The 20,743-nt window shown below is 54.1% G+C and carries 20 protein-coding genes and 1 other RNA gene; 15 read left to right on the forward strand and 6 right to left on the reverse strand.

Annotation, left to right across the window (positions count from 1 at the left end; all coding sequences use genetic code 11):
- Positions 1-72: 72 nt before the first annotated feature.
- Positions 73-351, reverse strand: coding sequence for an HU family DNA-binding protein (locus tag ACIGCM_RS21435; protein ID WP_397504088.1), 279 nt, complete (start codon positions 349-351; stop codon positions 73-75).
- A gap of 480 nt (positions 352-831) precedes the next feature.
- On the opposite strand from ACIGCM_RS21435, the gene ffs reads away from it, so the two are divergent.
- Positions 832-928, forward strand: an RNA gene (gene ffs, locus ACIGCM_RS21440) — signal recognition particle sRNA small type.
- 334 nt (positions 929-1,262) lie between these two features.
- On the opposite strand, the gene ACIGCM_RS21445 is transcribed toward ffs, so the two are convergent.
- A complete protein-coding gene (locus ACIGCM_RS21445) occupies positions 1,263-1,550 on the reverse strand; it encodes a DUF3509 domain-containing protein (protein WP_397504089.1) in 288 nt (95 codons plus the stop codon).
- A 191-nt stretch (positions 1,551-1,741) separates the two neighbouring features.
- Positions 1,742-1,963: a hypothetical protein gene (locus ACIGCM_RS21450; RefSeq protein ID WP_397504090.1), complete on the reverse strand. Its 222-nt coding sequence runs from the start codon at positions 1,961-1,963 to the stop codon at positions 1,742-1,744.
- A 502-nt stretch (positions 1,964-2,465) separates the two neighbouring features.
- Between ACIGCM_RS21450 and dnaX the strand changes: the two genes are divergently transcribed.
- From dnaX to ACIGCM_RS21485, 7 genes are all read left to right on the forward strand, one after another.
- The gene (gene dnaX, locus ACIGCM_RS21455; RefSeq protein ID WP_397504091.1) at positions 2,466-4,595 is read left to right on the forward strand and encodes a DNA polymerase III subunit gamma/tau; all 2,130 of its coding nucleotides are present in this window, start codon (positions 2,466-2,468) and stop codon (positions 4,593-4,595) included.
- Between the two features lie 20 nt (positions 4,596-4,615).
- A complete protein-coding gene (locus ACIGCM_RS21460) occupies positions 4,616-4,942 on the forward strand; it encodes a YbaB/EbfC family nucleoid-associated protein (protein ID WP_397504265.1) in 327 nt (108 codons plus the stop codon).
- Positions 4,943-5,074: 132 nt separating this feature from the next.
- Entirely contained in the window at positions 5,075-5,677 is a 603-nt protein-coding gene (gene recR / locus ACIGCM_RS21465) for a recombination mediator RecR (RefSeq protein WP_397504092.1), read from the forward strand.
- A 97-nt stretch (positions 5,678-5,774) separates the two neighbouring features.
- Positions 5,775-6,287 carry a sigma-70 family RNA polymerase sigma factor gene (locus ACIGCM_RS21470; RefSeq protein WP_397504093.1) on the forward strand — a complete coding sequence of 171 codons (513 nt, stop codon included), beginning with the start codon at positions 5,775-5,777 and terminating at the stop codon, positions 6,285-6,287.
- 1 nt (position 6,288) lies between these two features.
- Positions 6,289-7,248, forward strand: coding sequence for a FecR domain-containing protein (locus ACIGCM_RS21475; RefSeq protein WP_397504094.1), 960 nt, complete (start codon positions 6,289-6,291; stop codon positions 7,246-7,248).
- A gap of 103 nt (positions 7,249-7,351) precedes the next feature.
- On the forward strand, positions 7,352-9,805 hold the full coding sequence (locus ACIGCM_RS21480) for a TonB-dependent siderophore receptor (protein ID WP_397504095.1): 2,454 nt from the start codon (positions 7,352-7,354) through the stop codon (positions 9,803-9,805).
- 167 nt (positions 9,806-9,972) lie between these two features.
- Positions 9,973-11,121 carry an acyl-CoA dehydrogenase family protein gene (locus ACIGCM_RS21485; RefSeq protein ID WP_397504096.1) on the forward strand — a complete coding sequence of 383 codons (1,149 nt, stop codon included), beginning with the start codon at positions 9,973-9,975 and terminating at the stop codon, positions 11,119-11,121.
- Between the two features lie 39 nt (positions 11,122-11,160).
- Here the strand turns inward: ACIGCM_RS21485 and ACIGCM_RS21490 are convergent, their stop codons facing one another.
- A complete protein-coding gene (locus tag ACIGCM_RS21490; protein ID WP_397504097.1) occupies positions 11,161-12,078 on the reverse strand; it encodes an AraC family transcriptional regulator N-terminal domain-containing protein in 918 nt (305 codons plus the stop codon).
- 473 nt (positions 12,079-12,551) lie between these two features.
- Between ACIGCM_RS21490 and ACIGCM_RS21495 the strand changes: the two genes are divergently transcribed.
- Entirely contained in the window at positions 12,552-12,851 is a 300-nt protein-coding gene (locus ACIGCM_RS21495; RefSeq protein WP_397504098.1) for a hypothetical protein, read from the forward strand.
- 19 nt (positions 12,852-12,870) lie between these two features.
- Here ACIGCM_RS21495 and ACIGCM_RS21500 read toward each other — a convergent pair whose 3' ends face one another.
- Complete coding sequence (locus tag ACIGCM_RS21500; RefSeq protein WP_397504099.1) at positions 12,871-13,734, reverse strand: universal stress protein; 864 nt, start codon at positions 13,732-13,734, stop codon at positions 12,871-12,873.
- A 255-nt stretch (positions 13,735-13,989) separates the two neighbouring features.
- On the opposite strand from ACIGCM_RS21500, the gene ACIGCM_RS21505 reads away from it, so the two are divergent.
- The 6 genes from ACIGCM_RS21505 to ACIGCM_RS21530 all read left to right on the forward strand — a co-directional run bounded on the left by ACIGCM_RS21505 (position 13,990) and on the right by ACIGCM_RS21530 (position 20,341).
- The gene (locus tag ACIGCM_RS21505) at positions 13,990-14,595 is read left to right on the forward strand and encodes a tRNA-(ms[2]io[6]A)-hydroxylase (RefSeq protein ID WP_397504100.1); all 606 of its coding nucleotides are present in this window, start codon (positions 13,990-13,992) and stop codon (positions 14,593-14,595) included.
- Positions 14,596-14,823: 228 nt separating this feature from the next.
- The gene (locus ACIGCM_RS21510; RefSeq protein ID WP_397504101.1) at positions 14,824-15,297 is read left to right on the forward strand and encodes a cupin domain-containing protein; all 474 of its coding nucleotides are present in this window, start codon (positions 14,824-14,826) and stop codon (positions 15,295-15,297) included.
- 268 nt (positions 15,298-15,565) lie between these two features.
- Positions 15,566-16,042, forward strand: a complete 477-nt coding sequence (locus ACIGCM_RS21515; protein WP_397504102.1) for a MarR family winged helix-turn-helix transcriptional regulator — start codon at positions 15,566-15,568, stop codon at positions 16,040-16,042.
- Positions 16,039-17,520 carry an efflux transporter outer membrane subunit gene (locus tag ACIGCM_RS21520; RefSeq protein ID WP_397504103.1) on the forward strand — a complete coding sequence of 494 codons (1,482 nt, stop codon included), beginning with the start codon at positions 16,039-16,041 and terminating at the stop codon, positions 17,518-17,520. The genes ACIGCM_RS21515 and ACIGCM_RS21520 overlap by 4 nt, the downstream gene beginning before the upstream one ends.
- 16 nt (positions 17,521-17,536) lie before the next feature.
- Positions 17,537-18,748: an efflux RND transporter periplasmic adaptor subunit gene (locus ACIGCM_RS21525; protein ID WP_397504104.1), complete on the forward strand. Its 1,212-nt coding sequence runs from the start codon at positions 17,537-17,539 to the stop codon at positions 18,746-18,748.
- A 63-nt stretch (positions 18,749-18,811) separates the two neighbouring features.
- The gene (locus ACIGCM_RS21530; protein WP_397504105.1) at positions 18,812-20,341 is read left to right on the forward strand and encodes a DHA2 family efflux MFS transporter permease subunit; all 1,530 of its coding nucleotides are present in this window, start codon (positions 18,812-18,814) and stop codon (positions 20,339-20,341) included.
- Positions 20,342-20,432: 91 nt separating this feature from the next.
- Here ACIGCM_RS21530 and ACIGCM_RS21535 read toward each other — a convergent pair whose 3' ends face one another.
- Positions 20,433-20,726: a hypothetical protein gene (locus tag ACIGCM_RS21535; protein WP_397504106.1), complete on the reverse strand. Its 294-nt coding sequence runs from the start codon at positions 20,724-20,726 to the stop codon at positions 20,433-20,435.
- Positions 20,727-20,743 lie beyond the last annotated feature (17 nt).

Here is a 20,743-nt window from a genome sequence, read left to right on the forward strand (position 1 = left end):
AGATGAATCAACTTGAGCGGTACATCGCGCGGGCCAACAGCTTGATGGGGCCACGCCGACTCTCTGTGACGCTTAGTTGATGGCGTCAGTCAGTGCCTTGGCCGGCACGTATTTGACGACTTTCTTAGCGGCGATTTCGATGGCTTTACCCGTTTGCGGGTTGCGTCCGGTGCGCGCAGGGCGTGCAGTTACTTTCAGCTTACCAATGCCAGGAAGAGTGATTTCGTCATCATTTTCCAATGCGTCGCTAACGATCTCGCTGAGCTGGTCAAGCGCGGCGCGTACGGTGGTCTTAGGGGTGTCGATGGCTTCGGCGATATCACTGATCAATTGGTCTTTGGTCATAGCCATGTTGTAGCTCCTTAATTGATTGAGGGCGCTTGTCGTGCCCACGCAGGTGAGTGCGTTTTGAGTCGCAGGTAGTGTTAAAGATAGCGACCTGTTTCAGACTCATGGTTCGACAAGAAATTCCGTTAAACATGCATTTGCCTGATTAATAACATTCCCAGCGAGCGTGTTTAGCCAATGGCCGATGCGCTTCTACCGACAAATAAGTCCGTCTTGGCATGGCGCATAGATTTGTGGCGCGCTGCTGGCCAAATTAAGCATCGGCTTTTTGCTCAGGTTGAGTCGTGACTTATATCAACTTTGCGGCAATGAATCTTGCGTGATTCGGCTTCTTAGTCGTATTTGATCTGGCCATTGCAGTCGCTGGGTTTTCGCTCGACGGCAGGCTATTTTCATCGCTAAGTGCTTGAACCGGTTGTAACTTTAACTCAAGCCGGTACAATGGCGCGGCTCGCTTCTGGCGGGCATGCGTGATGGTGGTCCTGCCGGTCCCCCCGCAACGATTACCCGTGAACCTGGTCAGATCCGGAAGGAAGCAGCCACAGCGGGAACATTGTGTGCCGGGGTGTGGCTGGTGGGACTGCCTCCAATTTCTAAGTCCTTGAATTCTCAGGGGTTTAATCAGGCATAAGTGCCGTGGCGCAGCAGCGTTCGCTGCAATCGACAGATTCCCGCATACAACTCCTTCGCCTGTTCAGTGCTCTTTTTATCCTTGTAGCTAAAGCCGTGTCCGGCTCACTCAAGCCTTGGCCATATTCGGGCGCTATCCCCGGTGATTGGGATAGGTCATAGGACGGGCTGAAACCTATGCAGGGTTAGCCATATTTTGAGGGTGCTGGCGGTTGTGCAAAATATTAAAACAGCCGCCCATAAAAAAGCCCCGCAACAATTGCAGGGCTTCTGTTTAGTGAGCATCAGGCGATGCGATAGTTAAGAACGCTGTCCTGTTCTTTTAGCGCTTTGCGCATTTCTGCAGGAATCGAACCGGCGCGTACAGCCAGTTCTAGGCGGATCTCTTCCAAGCTTTGCGCGAAACTCTCGGTGTTATTGAGTTGCTCTGCTGAAAGCACGCGGCTGTAGACCGTGGTTTCAGTTTCATCAACCAGCGAAAGAACGATGCTGCCATCCGGGCGCGGCGAGCTGAAAGTAGTACGCAGCGGAGCAAACAGGTTCTCGACGTTCGACTGAATAGTGTTATCCATTACTATATTCCATCCTGTGTGGTGATTCAGTTGGACGCAATCTAACCGCCAAAGTTCGCACGTTGTCGGTTAAGTTGCGGCCATTTCGCTTCAGATGCGCGCAAGAGCATAGCCCAAAGGCTGGGCTAGACGCATCTATCGATAATAAAACTGCCTGCTGTGCAGTGCTCAAAGCTGCCTGGGTCGGCGTCTTAAGCGACCAGCGATTCGCGCGTACGCTCAATCACTTGCTGCAAGCGCTCACCATTGTATTGGCCTGGGTACAGGCGCTGGCTGTGCTTGGCTATGCCAGCCTGGTTGACAAGGGTGAAGCTGAAGCTGCCTTTGCGTGTGGCAAGAATGCGGCAGTCAAGCGGCGCAAATGCGCTGGATAGGGTGCGAATAGCATCCTGAATTTGAGTATGTGTATTCATTTTTTTGGGTGTTTCCTAAAACTGCATGCGCATCATTGCGCGGGTAAAGCTCCAACATCCGGCCCGGTTTGGGCTGGCGGTCTTGATTAAATCGGAGCGAAGTTGCGCGATTAAGTTCCACTCAGGTATCCAGGCAGTGGTTTAATCGGGTCTGTACTTCGGAGGCAGGCGAGCGTCATCGCTTAAGCGTGGCAGCCTGATCAGTCAGCAGGGTGGGTCTTGGTTAAAAGCTGTGTCGTAATGTTTATACGGGTGCGCTTTAAACCTGAATTCCAACGAGGGGGCCTTTGTGTCTTTGGACTTTAAGTCTGAAGGACAGAAGGCTTGTTTGACTTACAGCTTGGTACGAACAGTGCAAATCATATCTGTTTGATCAAAAAATAGCCAGCGCTTTTGTTGGTGGGTGAGTGAGTGCACATTTATAGCACCGGACAGCGGATGCAATTTACCCGGTGCTCCGTTAGGATTAGCTCACTTTTGCTTCCTCACGCGACGGGTTTCGATGAGTTATCAGGTTCTTGCACGTAAATGGCGTCCGCGCACATTCAGCGAAATGGTGGGGCAAACCCACGTACTCAAAGCGCTGATCAATGCTCTGGACAGCCAACGCTTACACCATGCGTATCTGTTTACGGGCACCCGGGGCGTGGGTAAAACCACGATTGCACGAATTATTGCCAAGTGCCTTAACTGCGAAACCGGCATCAGTTCGACGCCTTGCGGCACGTGCTCGATCTGCAAAGAGATTGATGAGGGCCGTTTTGTTGACCTCATCGAAGTCGACGCTGCGAGCCGCACCAAGGTTGAAGATACCCGTGAATTGCTCGACAACGTGCAGTACTCGCCAAGCCGCGGGCGCTTCAAGGTTTATCTGATCGACGAAGTGCACATGTTGTCTTCGCACTCGTTCAATGCATTGCTGAAAACACTGGAAGAACCACCACCGCACGTCAAGTTTCTGCTGGCCACCACTGACCCGCAAAAGTTGCCGGTGACGATCCTTTCACGCTGCCTGCAGTTTTCCCTGAAAAACATGCCGCCTGAGCGAGTGGTTGAGCACCTGACTCATGTGCTGGGTGTTGAGCAGATTCCGTTTGAAGACGATGCGCTGTGGCTCCTCGGCCGTGCGGCTGATGGCTCAATGCGTGATGCCATGAGCCTGACCGATCAGGCGATTTCATTTGGCGAAGGCAAAGTGCTTGCCGCTGACGTACGGGCGATGCTCGGTACGCTTGATCATGGTCAGGTCTACGGCGTGCTGCATGCGCTGCTTGAGGGGGATGCGCGCGGCGTGATTGATGCTGTCCGTCATCTTGCCGAGCAAGGCCCTGATTGGGCAGGTGTGTTGGCTGAAATCCTAAATGTGCTGCACCGCGTTGCCATTGCTCAAGCCCTGCCGGATGCGGTTGATAATGGCCAGGGTGATCGTGAGCGCGTCATGGCGTTGGCTCAAGCGTTGCCAGCCGAAGACATCCAGTTTTACTACCAGATGGGTTTAATTGGTCGGCGCGATTTACCGCTGGCGCCGGACCCACGCAGTGGCTTCGAGATGGTGCTGTTGCGCATGTTGGCGTTCAGGCCTGCCGATACCGACGATGCGCCGAGGGTGGCGCTAAAGCCAGTCGGGATTAGCCAAGCCACTGCTAATCCCCAACCTGAATCAGTGGCTGGCGCTGCACACGCGGCTCCGGCAGCTATTTCATCCCCGGTTAGCCCCTCAGCTGTTGAGTCGCCAACTCCGCCGGCAGTGGCAGTCGCGCCTGTTAACGAAGCACCGCCAGCGCCACCGCCGGTGGTGCTCGATGCACCTGCAACGGTTGTGGCCGAGCCAGCACAAGCGGCTGCAAAGGTGGCTGTTGAACCCGTTGCTCCTGTAGCGATTGCTGAAACTTCACCCGCTCCGGCGCAAACGGTTCTAGCAAAGCCGGAGCCGACTGTCGTACCTGCGGTCACGAACCTGCCTTGGGAAGAGCAAGCTACAGAGCCGCTTGTTGGGGCTGAGGCTGCCGCTGAATTGGTTAACCCGCCAGCAGAAATTCTTGAAGCCATTGAACAGGGCGCTCAGGTTATTGCTGTAGCAGAGCCAGAAGCCGACGAAGCGGATGATGACGAGCCGCCTCTGGATTATGATTATGTAGAGATGGATGCTGACTCCATTGATTACGACTTTGATTCGGTTGAGCCCTCAGCCCCCGCGGAGGTTGAACCGCAACCGGCCATGCAGCCAGCGACAGGCTTAGCCGCTGATTGGTTGGCATTGTTTCCAGAGCTTGGCCTGTCAGGCATGACGGGTAGTATTGCGGCTAACTGCACGCTTATCTCGGTGGAGGGCGACAGTTGGTTGCTGCACCTTGATCCAGGCCACAGTGCGTTGTTCAATGCGACCCAGCAGCGGCGTCTCAATGATGCACTCAATGCGCAGCAAGGCCGCAGCATCGATTTGAAGATTGAACTGATTACACCTGAGCAGGAAACCCCTGCACAGGCCGCAGCACGCAAACGAGCCAATCGCCAGCGTGAGGCTGAGGAGTCGATCAACAGCGATCCTTATGTGCAGCAAATGATCCAGCAGTTCACCGCGGTAATTCGCGCGGAAAGCATTGAACCTATTGATACCCCAGTTAACCCCTGAATACCGAGGACAACACCATGATGAAAGGTGGCGGCATGGCCGGCTTGATGAAGCAGGCGCAGCAGATGCAAGAAAAAATGCAGAAAATGCAGGAAGAGTTGGCCAACGCAGAAGTGACCGGCCAATCCGGTGCTGGCTTGGTGAGTGTGGTCATGACGGGTCGCCACGACGTCAAGCGCATCAGCTTGGATGACAGTTTGATGCAGGAAGACAAGGAAATCCTTGAAGACCTCATCGCTGCTGCGGTCAATGATGCTGTGCGTAAGATCGAGCAAAACAGCCAAAGCAAGATGTCTGGTATGACGGATGGCATGCAGTTGCCGCCAGGTTTCAAAATGCCATTCTAAGCACTGCCAGCAGTCAACTTTTATGGCTGCCTCTACGTCTGGGTTGAGGTTAAAATCCAGCCCGGACGTATTTCATCCTGCCCCGTGGATGATCCTCACATCCTTTGCTTTCTTGCCCACACGAGTATCGCCATGAGCTTTAGCCCATTGATTCGTCAGTTAATCGATTCCCTGCGCGTATTGCCGGGCGTGGGGCAGAAGACTGCTCAGCGCATGGCTTTGCAGTTGCTCGAACGCGACCGCAGTGGTGCATTGCGATTAGCTCAGACCCTGACCCAGGCAATGGAAGGTGTTGGCCATTGTCAGCAGTGCCGTACGCTCAGTGAAGAAGATATTTGTCACATCTGCCAAGACCCACGTCGAGACGATACTTTGCTCTGTGTCGTTGAAGGGCCGATGGATGTCTATGCTGTCGAGCAGACTGGTTTTCGGGGCCGCTATTTTGTCCTCAAGGGCCATTTGTCGCCTCTTGATGGATTAGGGCCAGAAGCAATCGGCATCCCGCAATTACTCACCCGTATCGAGCAACAGGGCACTTTCACTGAGGTGATCCTGGCAACCAACCCGACGGTAGAAGGGGAGGCAACTGCCCATTACATCGCCCAGATATTAAGCAACAAGGGGCTGGTTGCTTCGCGCATTGCTCACGGTATGCCACTGGGTGGTGAGTTGGAGCTGGTCGATGGTGGCACTTTGGCGCACGCCTTAGCAGGTCGCCGCCCCATCGCGGTCTAGCCAGGTCGGTGCGGATTGTTGTTAATTACTGGATATTTGTAGTTGAGAAGCATTACCATTAGCGTCTTCCGGTTAAAGATGCCTGTGAGTGCCCTCAATGTCGTTGGTGGAGTTGTCTTCCCAGCAGTACGTACAACGTCTCTACATTGACCATAATGGTTGGCTCAATGGTTGGCTGCGTCAGCGTCTTGGCTGTGCACACAACGCCGCAGACCTCGCTCAGGACACCTTCGTCCGCTTGCTCAACTCCTCAGACAACTTGGCAACGCTGCGTCAGCCGCGTGCTTATCTTTCAACAATCGCCCATGGGCTGATGGTCAATTATTGGCGTCGTCAGGCGGTGGAGCGTGCTTATCTTGATGCACTTGCCGCGCAGCCCGAAGCACTGGCGCCTTCACCAGAAGAGCGCGAAATCATTGTTGAAACCTTGCTGGCCATCGACGCGATGCTGCTGCGCCTGCCGAGCAAGGTTCGCCAGGCATTTGTATTATCGCAACTGGATGGATTGACCTACGGGGTCATCGCCCAGCGCTTGGGCGTGTCTGAGCGCATGGTTAAAAAATATATGGCCCAAGCCATGTTGCATTGCCTGCTGCTGGTGCAGGAGTAGCGTGGATAGCCAACCAGATTTCCAAGTGTTGGAGCAGGCGGCGCAATGGTTTGCCTTGCTGGCCAGTGAGCACGTTAGCGACCAACAGCGCAGAGCGTGGCAGCAGTGGTTGACCAGTAATCCGGCGCATCGAGCAGCCTGGCAACGTGTTGAGAAAATCAGCGGTCAGTTCCATGCCGTGCCTGTGTCTCAGCGCGAGCCTGCGCGTAATGCCCTGCAAGCAGGGGGGCGGACCCGACGCCAAGTGCTTGCCAGCCTGTTGCTGTTGGGCGGCGGTGCCGTTTTGGGCTTGGCTGTTTCGCGTAAACCTGTGCAGGCATGGCTGGCGGATCAGCGCAGTGTAACCGGCCAAGTGAAGCACCTGCACTTAGCGGATGGTGGCCAGTTATGGCTCAACAGCAACAGCTCAGTTGACATTGACTACGGATCACAGAGGCGGCTGTTGCGCCTCTGGCAGGGTGAGCTTCTGGTCCAAAGCGCACCTGATACGCAGCAGCCTCCACGGCCGCTGTGTGTTGAGACAAGTGATGGCTTACTGCAAGCGTTGGGCACCCGTTTCAGTGTGCGCAAACAGCCAAGTGGAACCCTGCTAAGCGTCTTTGACGGTGCTGTACGCATCAGTTGCGCCAGTGGTGCAACTCAGGTTGTGACTGCTGGAGAGCAGGCATTGTTTGATCAGCTGCAAATTGGCCCGTTAAGCCAGGCGTCACCCGCACGTAATGCGTGGCAACGCGGCATATTGCTGGCAGATGATCGTTCCCTTGGCGATGTCATTGGCGAGTTGGCTGAGCATGTGCCCGGCCATCTGGCTGTTGATCCACGAATAGCCGACTTGCGAATTGTCGGTGCGTTCCCACTGCAGGACCCTGAGCGAATCTACGTCGCCCTTGAAGCAAGCCTGCCCATACGGGTCAATAGGCGCTGGCCATGGTGGGTAACGCTGGAGCCCCGGCCTAGTTGAGGCGAGAAATACGCTTTATTTTCAGCGAATGAGAATTAATTAGTTCCCTTTTTTGTGACTCATTTGGCCTAGTCAATATAACCATCTGCCAAAGGGTCATCTTATGCGCTCCACCACCCACTTGCCATCTCGTCCAGCTCGCTTGCGCCAGGCTGTCCGCTGCGCTGCATTGATGTTACCGCTTGCGTGGGCTCCTCAGCTTTCCTTCGCCGCAGAAGCCGAAACTGCGAGCCAGCAAGTGCGCCAATACACTATTGCCCCCGGTAGCTTGTCATCTGCCTTGAGCCGTTTTGCCGGAGAGGCGGGTGTAATTCTGTCGGTTGATGCACGCCTGACTGAAGGCAAGCGCACCCAAGGGCTAAACGGTGAGTTCAGCGTTCGGGAAGGCTTTAACCGTTTGCTTGAAGGCAGTGGTCTGAGCATCAGTCAGGATGCTCAAGGAGGTTATACCTTGCACGGTCAAGATGCTGGTGATGTCACCCAGTTGCCTGCGACAACGGTCAAAGGCTTTGCCTTAGGTAATGCGCTGGGCAGCATGGAAGGCTACAACGCGACCCATAGCAGCGTGGCCACCAAAACCAGTTTGCCGCTGCTCGAAACCTCGCAGTCGGTGTCGGTGGTGACCCGTGAGCAGATGGATGATCAAGGCGCGCAGACCGTTGCCGAAGCGATGCGCTATACCCCGGGTGTCATGACCAGCCCGTATGGCGCAACTCATCGCTACGACTATGTGGCAATGCGCGGTTTCAATGACGGCTCGGTGGACAACCTGTTCCTCGATGGCCTGAAAATGATGGGGGATAGCGGTACATACAGCAGTCTGCAGATTGATCCTTATTTCCTTGAGCGTATCGATATTCTCAAAGGCCCATCTTCGGTGCTTTATGGTCGCAGTTTGCCGGGCGGCCTCGCGGCGATGACCACTAAAAAGCCAGAGTTTCAGTCCTCAGGACAAATTCAAGCCGTGGTGGGTAGCAACAATAAGAAAGGCATTGGTTTTGACTTTACCGGGCCACTGGATGATGAGCAGCGCATTGCCTATCGCCTGACCGGTTTAGTCGACAGCGCTGACACCCAGTTCGATTATGCCGATGAAGAACGTTACGCCTTGGCCCCCAGTGTTTCTATCGATTTCAGCGAAGACACCAACCTGACGGTGCAGGCATACCTGCAGAAAGATCCAAACAGCGGCTATCACGGTGGCCTGCCAGCTGACGGCACCATCAACCGTCATGCCGGGCGCTATATCTCGGAACATTTCTTCGAGGGCGAACCTGATCAAGACAGTTTTGAACGCGAGCAGCAGATGATTGGCTATCAGTTCGAGCATCGCTTCAACGATATTTGGTCGGCGCGGCAGAATTTTCGCTACCAAACCTCGGATGTCAGCGCTGAGCAGGTTTATGCCGCAGGCTGGGCCAACGACACCGAGCTCTATCGTGCCTACACCGGCGCCGATGAAAAGCTGCATGCCTGGATCATCGACAACATGCTCCAAGCCGAATTTAACACCGGGGCTGCGCAGCATACTGTGGTCGGTGGCTTTGACTATCAGCGGCGTAAAACCCGCGTTGATTACACCGCTGGCACGGCCAGTAATATCGATGCTTTCAACCCGGTCTACGGCGGCACTGTGACCATCAATCCAGCCTGGTCAAGCAGCGCCACGCGGCGGCTTGAGCAAACCGGGGTGTACCTGCAGGATTTGATTGCCTTGGATAACTGGCGCTTCTCGCTGGGCATGCGCCAGGACTGGGTCAAGGTCGAGTCCGAAGATGAAATCTACGGCGGCACCAGCAAGGATGAGCCCAGCAAGTTCACCGGCCGGGCTGGTGTGCTCTATCTGTTTGATAATGGTGTAGCGCCTTACATGAGCTACTCGGAGTCCTTCAACCCGAACGCCTATGCAGACCAAGACGGCAATCCACTGGCACCTACCGAAGGCAAGCAGTGGGAGTTCGGTTTGAAGTTCCAGCCTGTTGGTACGGATGACCTCTACACTGCATCGCTGTTTCATATCGATCAAGAAAACCTTGCAACCAAAGCGGCCGATGAAGATTTCTATCGCCCAGTGGGTGCCGTGCGTTCCCAAGGCCTTGAGCTTGAGGCGCGCCTGCAGTTGACTGATGCCTTGCGCATGTTGAGTAGCTACACCTACACCGATATTGAATACTCCAAATCAATCATCAGTACCGTTGACCCAACCCTCGACAATAAAGGCAATTCGCCCACTCAGGCCGCTGAGCATATGGCTTCGGTATGGCTCGACTACAGCTTTCTTGGCGGCAGCCTTGATGGCCTGAAGGTCGGTACCGGCGTACGTTATGTCGGCGATAGCTGGGCCGATGCGGAAAACACCTTAAAGGTACCTTCGTATACCTTGGTTGATGCCTCGGTGGGGTATGACTTAGGCAAGGTTGGCTTGCAGGGCGTGGATGTCCGCCTGAATGCCAATAACCTGACCAACGAAAAGTATGTCGCTTCTTGCGGTAGCCTCGACTATTGCTACTTCGGTGAAGAGCGCAACGTCACTGCGACGGTTAGTTACAGCTTCTGATCTTGCTTAGCAAACGCCGGGGCTCAATGCCCTGGCGTGGTTTTCTGAATAAAATCCGTGTGCAGCTTTGGGTGATCGCGGTGCTTTAGTGGGGCTTATGGCGGGTATGCCATCTTGAATACCTAGCAAGCGCTTGGTATGGTCGAGAAAAACAACGAGTGCTCGCCATGCCTGCCATGCCTCTCTATTTTGATGACTCTCACAGCTTGGTTCGCGACGCTGTCCGGCGCTTCGTTGAGCGCGAGATCCTGCCATACATTGATGAGTGGGAGGAGGCAGGCGAGTTTCCCCGCGAGCTCTATCAAAAGGCTGGCGCAGCAGGCGTTCTGGGTATTGGTTACCCAGAGCATTTGGGTGGCAGTCATGAAGGCGATGTCTTTGCCAAAGTGGCTGCCAGCGAAGAACTGATGCGCTCGGGCTCCGGTGGTTTGGTCGCCGGCTTAGGCTCGTTGGATATTGGTTTGCCGCCAGTGGTCAAGTGGGCCAAACCGGCGTTGCGCGATCTCATCGTGCCGCAGGTGCTGGCTGGCGAGAAGATCATGGCGCTGGCGATTACCGAGTCCTCGGGAGGTTCTGATGTTGCGAGTTTGAAGACTCGCGCTGTGCGTGAAGGTGATTTCTACCGTGTAACCGGCAGTAAGACCTTTATCACCAGTGGTGTGCGCGCCGATTACTACACGGTTGCAGTGCGTACCGGCGGCGACGGCTTCGGTGGTGTCAGCTTGTTGTTGATTGAGAAGGGCACGCCCGGATTCAGCGTCGGCCGTAAATTAAAGAAAATGGGCTGGTGGGCATCGGACACCGCCGAGCTGTTTTTTGACGACTGCAAAGTGCCAGTCGAGAACTTGATCGGCTCAGAAAATATGGGCTTTGCCTGCATCATGGCCAATTTCCAGAGCGAGCGCCTGTCCCTTGCAATCATGGCCAATATGACGGCGCAGTTAGCGCTTGAAGAGTCGTTGCAGTGGGCGCGGGAGCGACACGCATTCGGCAAGCCTATTGGTAAATTTCAAGTGCTTAAACACCGCCTGGCAGAAATGGCTACACAGCTCGAAGCCTCCCGTGAATTCACCTATCGACAGGCTGCGCAGATGGCGGCGGGTAAAAGTGTGATCAAGGAAGTTTCCATGGCCAAAAACTTCGCCACCGACATTGCAGACAAAATCACCTATGACGCAGTGCAGATACTCGGCGGCATGGGTTACATGCGTGAAAGTCTGGTTGAGCGCTTGTATCGCGACAACCGGATTCTGTCTATTGGCGGTGGCTCTCGTGAGATCATGAATGAGATCATCAGCAAGCAAATGGGCTTGTAACGCTGCCCAGCCACGTCATACAAAACGGTTGGCGTTCCCTTAGCTGGCGCTGCGCAGGCGGGCTAAGTCACGTAAGGGTGGTGCGCCAAACAGTCGGCTGTATTCCCGGCTGAACTGGGATGGGCTCTCGTAGCCAACCTTGTAGCTGGCAGCCGCCGCTTCTAGACCTTCGCTGAGCATCAAACGGCGTGCTTCCTGTAGGCGCAGCTGTTTTTGGTATTGCAGCGGGCTAAGTGCTGTGACGGCTTTGAAGCGGTGGTGCAGGGTGGACTGGCTGAGATTAACCTCGCGGGCTAGGTCTTCAATCCGCAGGGGTTCAGCGTAGTTGCAATTGAGCCAATCGATTGCCCGTGCAATACGGTGGCTTTGACTGTCGTTAATCACAATCGCATGCAGGTGATGGCCTTGGTCACTGTGCAGCAATCTGTAGAAGATTTCACGCAGCACCATAGGCGCAAGAATAGTGATATCTCGCGGCGTCTCCAGCAATTGCACCAGCCGAATAACTGCATCGAGCAGGGGCAGATCAACCCGGTCGAGGTACAGTCCACGCCGCGGTCCGCCGTTCGGTACGCCGATGGGCCCTGTGTCGGCTATGAGACTGCTGACCAATGCAGGGTCAATATCGAGGCGCAGGCAGAGATAAGGATTGTGCGGCGTGGCTTGCGTGACATGGCCGCTGACCGGCAGGGGAACGGATGCGACCAAGTAATTGAGTGGGTCGTACTGGTACACCTCATCTGCCAGGCGTACTTCTTTACGGCCTTGGGCGATGATGCAAAGGCTGGGTTTGTACAGCACCGGCATTGGCTTCGACGGCTGATTTGCACGGGCGAGAAATACACCTTTTATCGCCGTTTCGGCCACACCATCGGCCGGTATCAAGCGGCTTATAAGCGTTGCGAGCTCAGCTTGGCGTTGAGCAAGTAGCAGGGAGGTTTGTTCAGAGCTTGTCATGCGCATGTCTCTCGGTCAGTCGTCAGAGCTTAGCTCGGTAGATCAGGCAATTGGTGACTGGGTGCTAACGAATGCAGGAATAGGCAAAAATTGGCTTTTAACAGGCAACTGTCGCTAGTGTGCCACCGGTTTAAGCTATTTGTGCTGCTATGTAGACGAGGTGCTTTAATCTGATCTCGTAGTTTTAGGCAATAAAGCCCCAGTAATTGGCTAACGCAATTAGCGGCTGGATGGGTATTCTTTAGTCACTGGTTAATGTTCGATTAACCGAGCGCAGTGCAACGCTGGCGCAAAATTTCAGCCGATTTGAAATCAGTGCTGAACCGGGCTCTGTTTCAGGGTCATTAGAGTGGCCAATCACAAATTCATTTACAGATTGCTCAGATCGGTAGCTCGCCGATTGTTTTGTCAATTGATATGGGCTTGGCCAATGCCGTTGCGCGACAGCGGATATTCAGCGAATGGAGAACGAAATGACGACTTATCAGCGCGCCCTTATCCGGGCAAACAATGGTTGTGATGAAGCGCTAGGGGCATATTTATGCGAGGCCTTCGCCGATGCTTCGTCCATGGTGGGTTGCAGGGCTTTTGCTATAGAAGCAGAAGTACCGTACAGCGCCAGTTGGTTGCTCAGTGCAACCTGGGACTCACCGGATGCCATGCACGCTTTTATATCGAGCGAACATTTGTCGCAGGTTCTGAGCCATGCATTGCGGCAAGGGTGGATACGGGAAATTGACTGCAACGCGGTGCAGAGCCGCGCTGCAGCTTAGCGGGTCCAAGAGGAGGGACTTAGGCTTGCACCACAAGTGTTTCAAGGTGGTCGATAATATCGTCTGGTTTCAACACTAAAACATCGCTCTCAAGGGCATCAAGAATCACCTCGGCTGTGTTGCCGATCAATGCACCTGAAATGCCGGTGCGCGCAACGGTACCTATAACCGTCACTGCTGCGCCCAGGTTGTGCGCCGTTAGCGGGATCAACGAGTCGGCTGGCCCTTCGGCAATATGAAGACGGTCCTCACTGATATCGTATTCAGCCTGGAATTCTTTACATGCCTCTCGATAGCGCGCCTCGATGGTTTCCTTGAGTTGAAATGTCGGGTCAGGGGCTGAAAGCATGGGTGCTGGGTGGGAGCTGATGACGTGCAACTTCGCATTCGCAAGCCCGGCAATATCGAAACCATGGCTGATGATTCCAGCGTGCAGGGCTTTATGCTCGTAATCCGCATTGCCGACATCAACAGCTGCCAGAACCACGCCGTTGGTCCAGGGGCGCTCAGTCTTAACCATTAGCACAGGGCTTGGGCAATAGCGCAGTAACTTCCAGTCATCCGGGGTGAGTAATGCACGTTTGAGTGGGTTATCTGGCAGGTGCTGCTTGATTACCAGTCCACAGCCTTCGGCCTGCTGTTCAGTGATAATGGTGTTGTGCAGGGTTGTGCGCCACGCTTGCTTGTGGCTGACGCTGAACCCTTCATTTGCCAGTACACCACGGAGGTCTTCAAGCAGCCCTGAGTGGTCGCCTTTATTGCTGCAAACCAGCAGGTGCAGGTGGGATCCCGTTACGCCGGCAATCAGTTTTGCACGTTTTAGGGCCAAACCTTCCGGCAGTTCGGGGGCGACTACAACGAGAATGCTTCGGATTGCTTGCATGGCTATCTCCCAATGAGTCTGCACATCTGTATCAACTATAGATGCAACCGCTGGACTGTGTAGTTGATGCAGATCAATCTGCTGGGCTGGCTGTTCTGCGTGCCATTCGTATAATGTGCCGCCGTTTCGCCTTTGATTGTTGTGAGCCTATGCTGCCCCTTGCCAAAATTGCTTGTTTATCGCGTCCTTGCACGCATCTAGTGCCAGCCATTGGGCTGTCTTTGTGGTTTCCATGTATTGCTTGGGGGCGTGCCCGTGTTAACTGAAATCAATGATTTTCTTGGCAGCGAAACCCCGCAAGGCTGGATTGATGCGGCACTTACCCAGCAAGACGTGATGCTACTGGATCACAAAAACTGTGAATTCAAGGCCGCGTCTACCGCGCTGAGCCTGATTGCCAAGTACAACAATCAGGCAGACTTGATCGTTTACATGTCGCGTCTGGCACGCGAAGAGTTGGTGCATCACGAGCAGGTTTTGCGCATCATCAAGAAACGCAAAATCGAACTGCGACCGCTCTCGGCTGGCCGTTATGCTTCAGCACTGCGCGCTGGGGTGCGTAACCATGAGCCGGTGAAAATGGTTGATACGCTGGTTGTAGGGGCTTTTATCGAGGCCCGTAGTTGCGAGCGTTTTGCCAAGATATATCCGCACTTAGACGAAGAACTTGGCAAGTTTTACTTTGGTTTATTGAAGTCTGAAGCGCGCCATTACCAGCACTATCTGAAATTCGCCTATCAGTTTGGTGAAGCGGCTGATGTTGAAAAGACCATCGAGCGGGTGAGGGCCATTGAGCAGGATTTGATCGCGAGCCCCGACACCGAGTTTCGTTTTCACAGCGGCGTGCCAGCCGGCTTCTGACCGAGCGAAGTGCTCACTGGCTAATCTTGCGCCTTGAAATGTATGGCTGGTGGAATCTGCCCTGGCAGAAGTTCGTTGGTGAGAATGCCTGGCAATTAATTTTGCTGCTTAAGACTGCGCCTGATTAATCGTGCTTTTGCCGTCCATGCGTTGTTCTGCATTGCATATTGGTTTTGTAATGTTCAAATAGCATAATGATGCCGCACTTTTTAAATGGACTTAAATCTCATGCATAAAGACTTGAAATCTCCAGCGCTTCTAATCGCGTTATCCATGTTGTCGTTCTCTGCACTGGCGGCAAATGGCGGTTGTCCTGCGGGCAAGGAAGGTAAGCAACCGAAGACGCCCTTGACCAAACAAGTCGGGGATTTAGATGTACACCTCGAATCAGAAATGGATCTTGGGCTTGAAGCTATTAACAGTCCAGGCTGGCAGTTCCGCGCGCGCACAGTGACGATCGGTGCCGGTACAGTCATTCCTTTGCACTCTCACAATGAGCGCCCTGAGACAGTAATGATGAAACACGGTGGTTTGACCATCTATGAACTCGATTGCACGGTGGGCTATACCATGCAGGAGGGTGAGGTATATCAATCAGGCCATGGCAAGCAGCACTGGGCCGTCAACGAAACAGACCATCCTGTCGTCATGTATGTGACCGATTTGCTTACTAAGGACAACTTTCCGGTTGGATCCAAGTAAGAAGATAGAACCCTCGCGACCCTGAAGAACACCGGCTAATGCCGGTGTTTTTGCTCATTGGGCTAGAAAGGCAACACTGCGTCCTTGCGCGCTTGTGACAGGCCTGATTACCCGTTAGCCATATTCTCCTTTCCACACGGCCTTGTGGCGTCGACTTTGTTTGGAGTCAGACCGGATTCGGTTAAATGCTACAAAATGTTTTGAAATTTAGCTGCCTAGGCAGTAATATCTGACGCACTCTCTGCCTAGGCAGCTTTTTAGGTGCGCAATGAGCAAGCAAACTCAATCTCTATTTCCTTTTTCAGTCATGGGTCTGTTGATCGGTCGTACAGCATTGCTGAAAGACCATATTCTGGACCGCAACCTGGTGCCTTATTCGGTCACAGCAGCACAGTTCAAGGTGCTGATCATGATTGCCCATTTTGGCATGGACACCCCAGCTGAGCTGTGCCGCCAGCTGTCTCTGGACAGTGGCGCGATGACTCGGATGCTCGATCGACTGGAGCAAAAGAACCTGATTATTCGCCGTCGCTGCGCCACCGACCGTAGGCAAGTGCGTTTAGCACTGCCAGCAGAGGGTCAGGCGCTGGCGGACCGGTTACCGAAAATTGGTGCGGATGCGATGGATGAGTTGCTTGGCGTTTTGGCCCCTGAAGAGCTGGCCATGCTCGAGAAGCTTCTGAAGAAAATACTGTTTGCTGCAGGAGACACCATCACTATGCAACGTCTAGGTGACCCGCAATGAGTCGCGCCATAAAACAGCAATTTGCTATTGCTCTGCTGGCGCTGAGTGTCGCTGGCTGTGCCAATTATTCAGGTTTGAATACTTCTGCAACTGGCATCGATGCCAATGAGTTGCAAGCACAAAAGTCGTTTAACGATGTCAAGGTTTCAGCCGTCGCCTGGCCTAAGCCTGACTGGTGGAAAAGTTTGGGTGATGCACAGCTTAATGGCCTGATCGATGAGGCCCTAAAAGACAGCCCGGACCTACAACTGGCACAGGCGCGTGCGCATCAGGCAAGTGCTGCTGCCTACGCCGTTGACGCCTCGCGGATGCCAGAAATTAATGCCCAGGCTGGGGTTGAACGTGCACGCCTGGCCCGTGACCAAGACCCGCTGGGTGAAGGTGGCCGTTACAGCACCTTGCGCACTGCCGCTATCGATTTCAACTACAACTTCGACTTATGGGGTGGGCAACGTGCTGCCTGGGAGGCCGCATTGGGCCAGGCCCGCGCTGCCGAAGTCGACCAAAAAGCGGCGCAGTTAACTGTCGCCGCCGACGTTGCACGGGCCTATAACAACCTTGGTGCAGCCCATGCGGTGCATGATCTGGCTGTTGAAGACCTAAAGCGCACCTCGCAAATGGTCAGTCTCAGCAAGCGGCGTATGGATGCGGGTATCGACAGTATTTATCAGTACCAACAATCCGAAAGCCTTGCCGCTAGCTCAAAAGAGCAGTTGTTAGCGTCAGAAAAGGACCTGCAAAGCGCCAAAATTGCCTTGGCCGTGGTGCTTGGCAAAGGCCCGGATCGTGGCCAGCAAATCGCCAGACCCGCGACGTTGCAAGCCAGTGCCGTCGCACTGCCAAGCCAGTTACCGGCTGAGTTGCTTGGTCGCCGCCCCGACATCGTTGCTGCGCGTTGGCGAGTTGAGGCTGCCAGCAAAAACATTGATGCGAGCAAAACCCGCTTCTACCCCAACCTAAATCTGAGTGCTTCTGGTGGCGTGCAATCGCTGTTGGGCGATGCCATGTTTGGCAATGCCAGCCGTTTCTTCTCAATAGCTCCGACTGTATCGCTGCCGCTGTTTGATGGCGGCCGTCTGCGTGCAGACCTTGACGCACGTGATGCGGATTACGACCTTGCGGTCGCGCAGTACAACAAAAGTCTGGTGCAGGCACTGGGGCAGGTCAGTGACACCATCAATCAGTTACGTGCGATTGGTCAACAGATCCGTGAGCAAACCCGCGCTGCCGAGATTGCCCAAAGCTCTTACGACACCGTTGCCGACCGGTTTGGCTCAGGGATTGGTAATTATCTCGATGTCTTGAGTATTGAGCAGCAGTTGTTGGGCGCTCAACGCCAACTGGCCAATCTCAATGCCGAACAAATTAACTTGTCGATCCTGCTGATGGAGGCGCTTGGTGGTGGTTTTCAACCAGACACCACGCCCCTCAACGCTGATACGACAAACGCGTCCGCCACTGCGGCGCAAACTGAATAACGAGGGGTAACTTGCCATGGCTACAGCCAATCATGCTGAATCTGCTGAAAATCAAGACGCGACTGATGCGGGCAATAAGCGTAAGCGCAAAAAGTGGTTGTTAATCCTCTTGCTCGTTGTAATCGCTGGTGGCTTGGGCTTTTGGGCCTGGTACGAGTTTTACGGGCGCTGGAATGAAAATACGGATGACGCCTATGTAAACGGTAACGTGGTCGAGATTACCCCGTTGGTCACCGGCACTGTTGTCAGCATTGGTGCCGACGACGGTGATTTGGTGCATGAAGGCCAGGTACTGATTAACTTTGATCCGAGCGATACTTTGGTCGGTCTGCAAAGCGCTGAAGCCAATTTGGCTCGCACAGTACGCCAGGTTCGCGGCTTGTACAGCAATGTTGATGCGATGCAGGCTCAAGTGCAGGCGCAGAAAGTGGCTGTGCAAAAGGCCAAGAAAGATTACCAGCGTCGGCAAAGCCTGGCTTCGGGCGGCGCGATTTCACGTGAAGAGCTGTCCCATGCAAGTGACGCACTGACATCGGCGCAAAGCGCATTGAATAATGCGCAACAACAGCTCAACAGTACCCAAGCCTTGGTCGATGGGACTGTGATTGCTTCACACCCTGATGTGCTGGCCGCGGCGGCTGACGTGCGTCAGGCGTACCTCAATAATGCGCGCAGCGCCTTGATTGCACCGGTTACCGGTTATGTTGCCAAGCGCACCGTACAACTGGGCCAACGGGTACAGCCCGGAACGCCGATGATGGCTGTTGTACCGCTGAATCAATTGTGGATCGACGCCAACTTCAAAGAAACACAGCTGAGCAAGATGCGTATTGGCCAGTCAGTCGAAATCAGCAGTGACCTATACGGCGATGACGTGACCTTCCACGGTACTGTCGACAGCCTCGGTGCAGGTACCGGCAGCGCCTTTGCATTGCTGCCTGCACAAAACGCCACGGGTAACTGGATCAAGATCGTTCAGCGCGTGCCCGTGCGCATACATGTCAATCCAGATGAACTGACCAAGCATCCATTACGCATTGGTCTATCCACGGTCGTTGATGTCAATTTGCATGATCAAAGTGGGCCAGTATTGGCTCAACAGCCGCCGGTTCAGGCGTCGTACACCACAAATGTGTACAAGCAGCAGCTGGCTGAGGCGCAAACCCTGATCAACAAGTTGATTGAGGACAACAGCCCCACGGATGCAACGGCTACTGCAACGCGATAACTCTCTTGGCCCAGCTCATGTGGGCCATTTTTTGTAAAAACATCTGCGCTTTAAGGAGTGGTGATGAGCTCTCAAGCTTCTTTCACACCGCCCAGCTTGTTGCTTTGCACCATTGGTTTGTCATTGGCGACCTTTATGCAGGTACTCGACACCACGATCGCCAACGTGGCGTTGCCGACCATTGCCGGCAACCTTGGGGTCAGTTCGGAGCAGGGCACTTGGGTCATTACCTCGTTTGCCGTCAGTAACGCAATCGCTTTGCCGCTTACCGGTTGGCTGAGTCGTCGTTTTGGTGAAGTTAAGTTATTTGTCTGGGCCACATTGCTGTTCGTATTGGCTTCGTTCCTCTGTGGCATTTCACGTTCAATGCCAGAACTTATTGGTTTTCGTGTGCTGCAAGGCTTGGTTGCCGGGCCTCTGTATCCGATGGCTCAGACCCTCTTGATTGCAGTGTACCCCCCGGCCAAAAGGGGGTTGGCCTTGGCACTGCTGGCGATGGTGACAGTTGTCGCACCGATTGCCGGGCCGATTCTCGGCGGTTGGATTACCGACAGTTACAGCTGGCCATGGATCTTCTTTATCAATGTGCCTATTGGTTTGTTTGCAGGCTTTGTCGTGACCCAGCAGATGCGCAAACGGCCCGTGGCGATCAGCCATCAACCGATCGATTACATTGGTTTGTTGACCCTGATTGTGGGGGTTGCAGCGCTACAAATCATCCTCGACAAAGGCAATGATCTGGACTGGTTTGAGTCGAGCTTTATCGTCATCGGCGCGATTGTATCGGCTGTCTCGCTGACGGTATTTATTATTTGGGAGCTGACGGACCGCCACCCGATCGTTAATTTGCGGCTCTTTGCTCACCGAAACTTTACGTTCGGTACAATCGTGTTGGTGGGGGGGTATGCGGGCTTTTTCGGCATCAACCTGATTCTGCCGCAGTGGCTGCAAACGCAGATGGGCTACACCGCAACCTGGGCTGGTTTGGCGGTAGCGCCCATCGGTATTTTGCCGGTGTTGATGTCTCCGTTTGTCGGCACCTACGCCCACAAGTTTGATTTGCGGCTTCTTGCTGGCTTGGCGTTCTTGGCGATTGGGATGAGTTGCTTTATGCGTGCAGGCTTCAACACTGAAGTCGATTTTCAGCATATCGCCTTGGTCCAGATGTTCATGGGCTTTGGTGTCGCGCTGTTTTTTATGCCGACATTGAGTATCTTGCTGTCAGATTTGCCACCCGATCAGATTGCCGATGGTTCGGGTTTGGCAACATTCCTGCGGACCCTGGGGGGGAGTTTTGCTGCCTCGCTCACCACATGGATCTGGATACGTCGTTCAGAAGTGCACCATGCCTACTTGAGCGAACACATCAGCACTTACGACCCGATAACCCGTCAGGCGTTGGAGCAGCTTGGCGGTGCCAATCCGCAGTCCTATGCACAGCTTGAGCAAACCCTGACCAGTCAGTCCTATATGATATCGACCGTGGATTATTTCACCCTGATGGGCTGGATCTTTATGGGGCTTATATTGTTGGTCTGGCTGGCCAAGCCACCCTTTACCGCCAAAGCAGGGCCCGAAGCGGCAGGGCATTGATCAAGCAGTTGATGAACCTGATGCGCCCACACTAAATATCAGCCACAAAAAAGCCCCGCAAAATGCGGGGCTTCTTTTACAGCGCGAGAACTTAGTTGTTGCCGTCAATCGCGTCTTTGGTTTCGTCGCCAGCATCTTCTACAGCGTCAGAAGCATTATCCATGGCGTTTTCAACTTTCTCGCCCGTGGTTGGCTCATTGCCGACCGCTTCGTTAGCCTTTTGCTTGATCGCGGAACCCGCTTCTTTGGTCGCATCACTCATCGATTCGGCGGCTTCAGAAACAGACTCTTTAGCAGATTCCATTTTATCTTCTGGGGTTTTTTCGCAAGCAGACAATGCAAGCATCGAGGCAAGAATCAGGGCATAAGTAAATGGCTTTTGCACGGTAAAGTACTCCTTGT

This window comes from Pseudomonas sp. NPDC078700 (assembly GCF_044542375.1).
Lineage (GTDB): Bacteria > Pseudomonadota > Gammaproteobacteria > Pseudomonadales > Pseudomonadaceae > Aquipseudomonas.

Excerpts from the sequence above, each read along its gene's own strand:
- ACIGCM_RS21435 (WP_397504088.1), bottom strand. The coding sequence starts at position 351 with ATGGCTATGACCAAAGACCAATTGATCAGTGATATCGCCGAAGCCATC.
- ACIGCM_RS21445 (WP_397504089.1), bottom strand. The coding sequence starts at position 1,550 with ATGGATAACACTATTCAGTCGAACGTCGAGAACCTGTTTGCTCCGCTG.
- ACIGCM_RS21450 (WP_397504090.1), bottom strand. The coding sequence starts at position 1,963 with ATGAATACACATACTCAAATTCAGGATGCTATTCGCACCCTATCCAGC.
- dnaX (WP_397504091.1), top strand. The coding sequence starts at position 2,466 with ATGAGTTATCAGGTTCTTGCACGTAAATGGCGTCCGCGCACATTCAGC.
- ACIGCM_RS21460 (WP_397504265.1), top strand. The coding sequence starts at position 4,616 with ATGAAAGGTGGCGGCATGGCCGGCTTGATGAAGCAGGCGCAGCAGATG.
- recR (WP_397504092.1), top strand. The coding sequence starts at position 5,075 with ATGAGCTTTAGCCCATTGATTCGTCAGTTAATCGATTCCCTGCGCGTA.
- ACIGCM_RS21470 (WP_397504093.1), top strand. The coding sequence starts at position 5,775 with ATGTCGTTGGTGGAGTTGTCTTCCCAGCAGTACGTACAACGTCTCTAC.
- ACIGCM_RS21480 (WP_397504095.1), top strand. The coding sequence starts at position 7,352 with ATGCGCTCCACCACCCACTTGCCATCTCGTCCAGCTCGCTTGCGCCAG.
- ACIGCM_RS21485 (WP_397504096.1), top strand. The coding sequence starts at position 9,973 with ATGCCTGCCATGCCTCTCTATTTTGATGACTCTCACAGCTTGGTTCGC.
- ACIGCM_RS21490 (WP_397504097.1), bottom strand. The coding sequence starts at position 12,078 with ATGACAAGCTCTGAACAAACCTCCCTGCTACTTGCTCAACGCCAAGCT.
- ACIGCM_RS21495 (WP_397504098.1), top strand. The coding sequence starts at position 12,552 with ATGACGACTTATCAGCGCGCCCTTATCCGGGCAAACAATGGTTGTGAT.
- ACIGCM_RS21500 (WP_397504099.1), bottom strand. The coding sequence starts at position 13,734 with ATGCAAGCAATCCGAAGCATTCTCGTTGTAGTCGCCCCCGAACTGCCG.
- ACIGCM_RS21510 (WP_397504101.1), top strand. The coding sequence starts at position 14,824 with ATGCATAAAGACTTGAAATCTCCAGCGCTTCTAATCGCGTTATCCATG.
- ACIGCM_RS21515 (WP_397504102.1), top strand. The coding sequence starts at position 15,566 with ATGAGCAAGCAAACTCAATCTCTATTTCCTTTTTCAGTCATGGGTCTG.
- ACIGCM_RS21520 (WP_397504103.1), top strand. The coding sequence starts at position 16,039 with ATGAGTCGCGCCATAAAACAGCAATTTGCTATTGCTCTGCTGGCGCTG.
- ACIGCM_RS21525 (WP_397504104.1), top strand. The coding sequence starts at position 17,537 with ATGGCTACAGCCAATCATGCTGAATCTGCTGAAAATCAAGACGCGACT.
- ACIGCM_RS21530 (WP_397504105.1), top strand. The coding sequence starts at position 18,812 with ATGAGCTCTCAAGCTTCTTTCACACCGCCCAGCTTGTTGCTTTGCACC.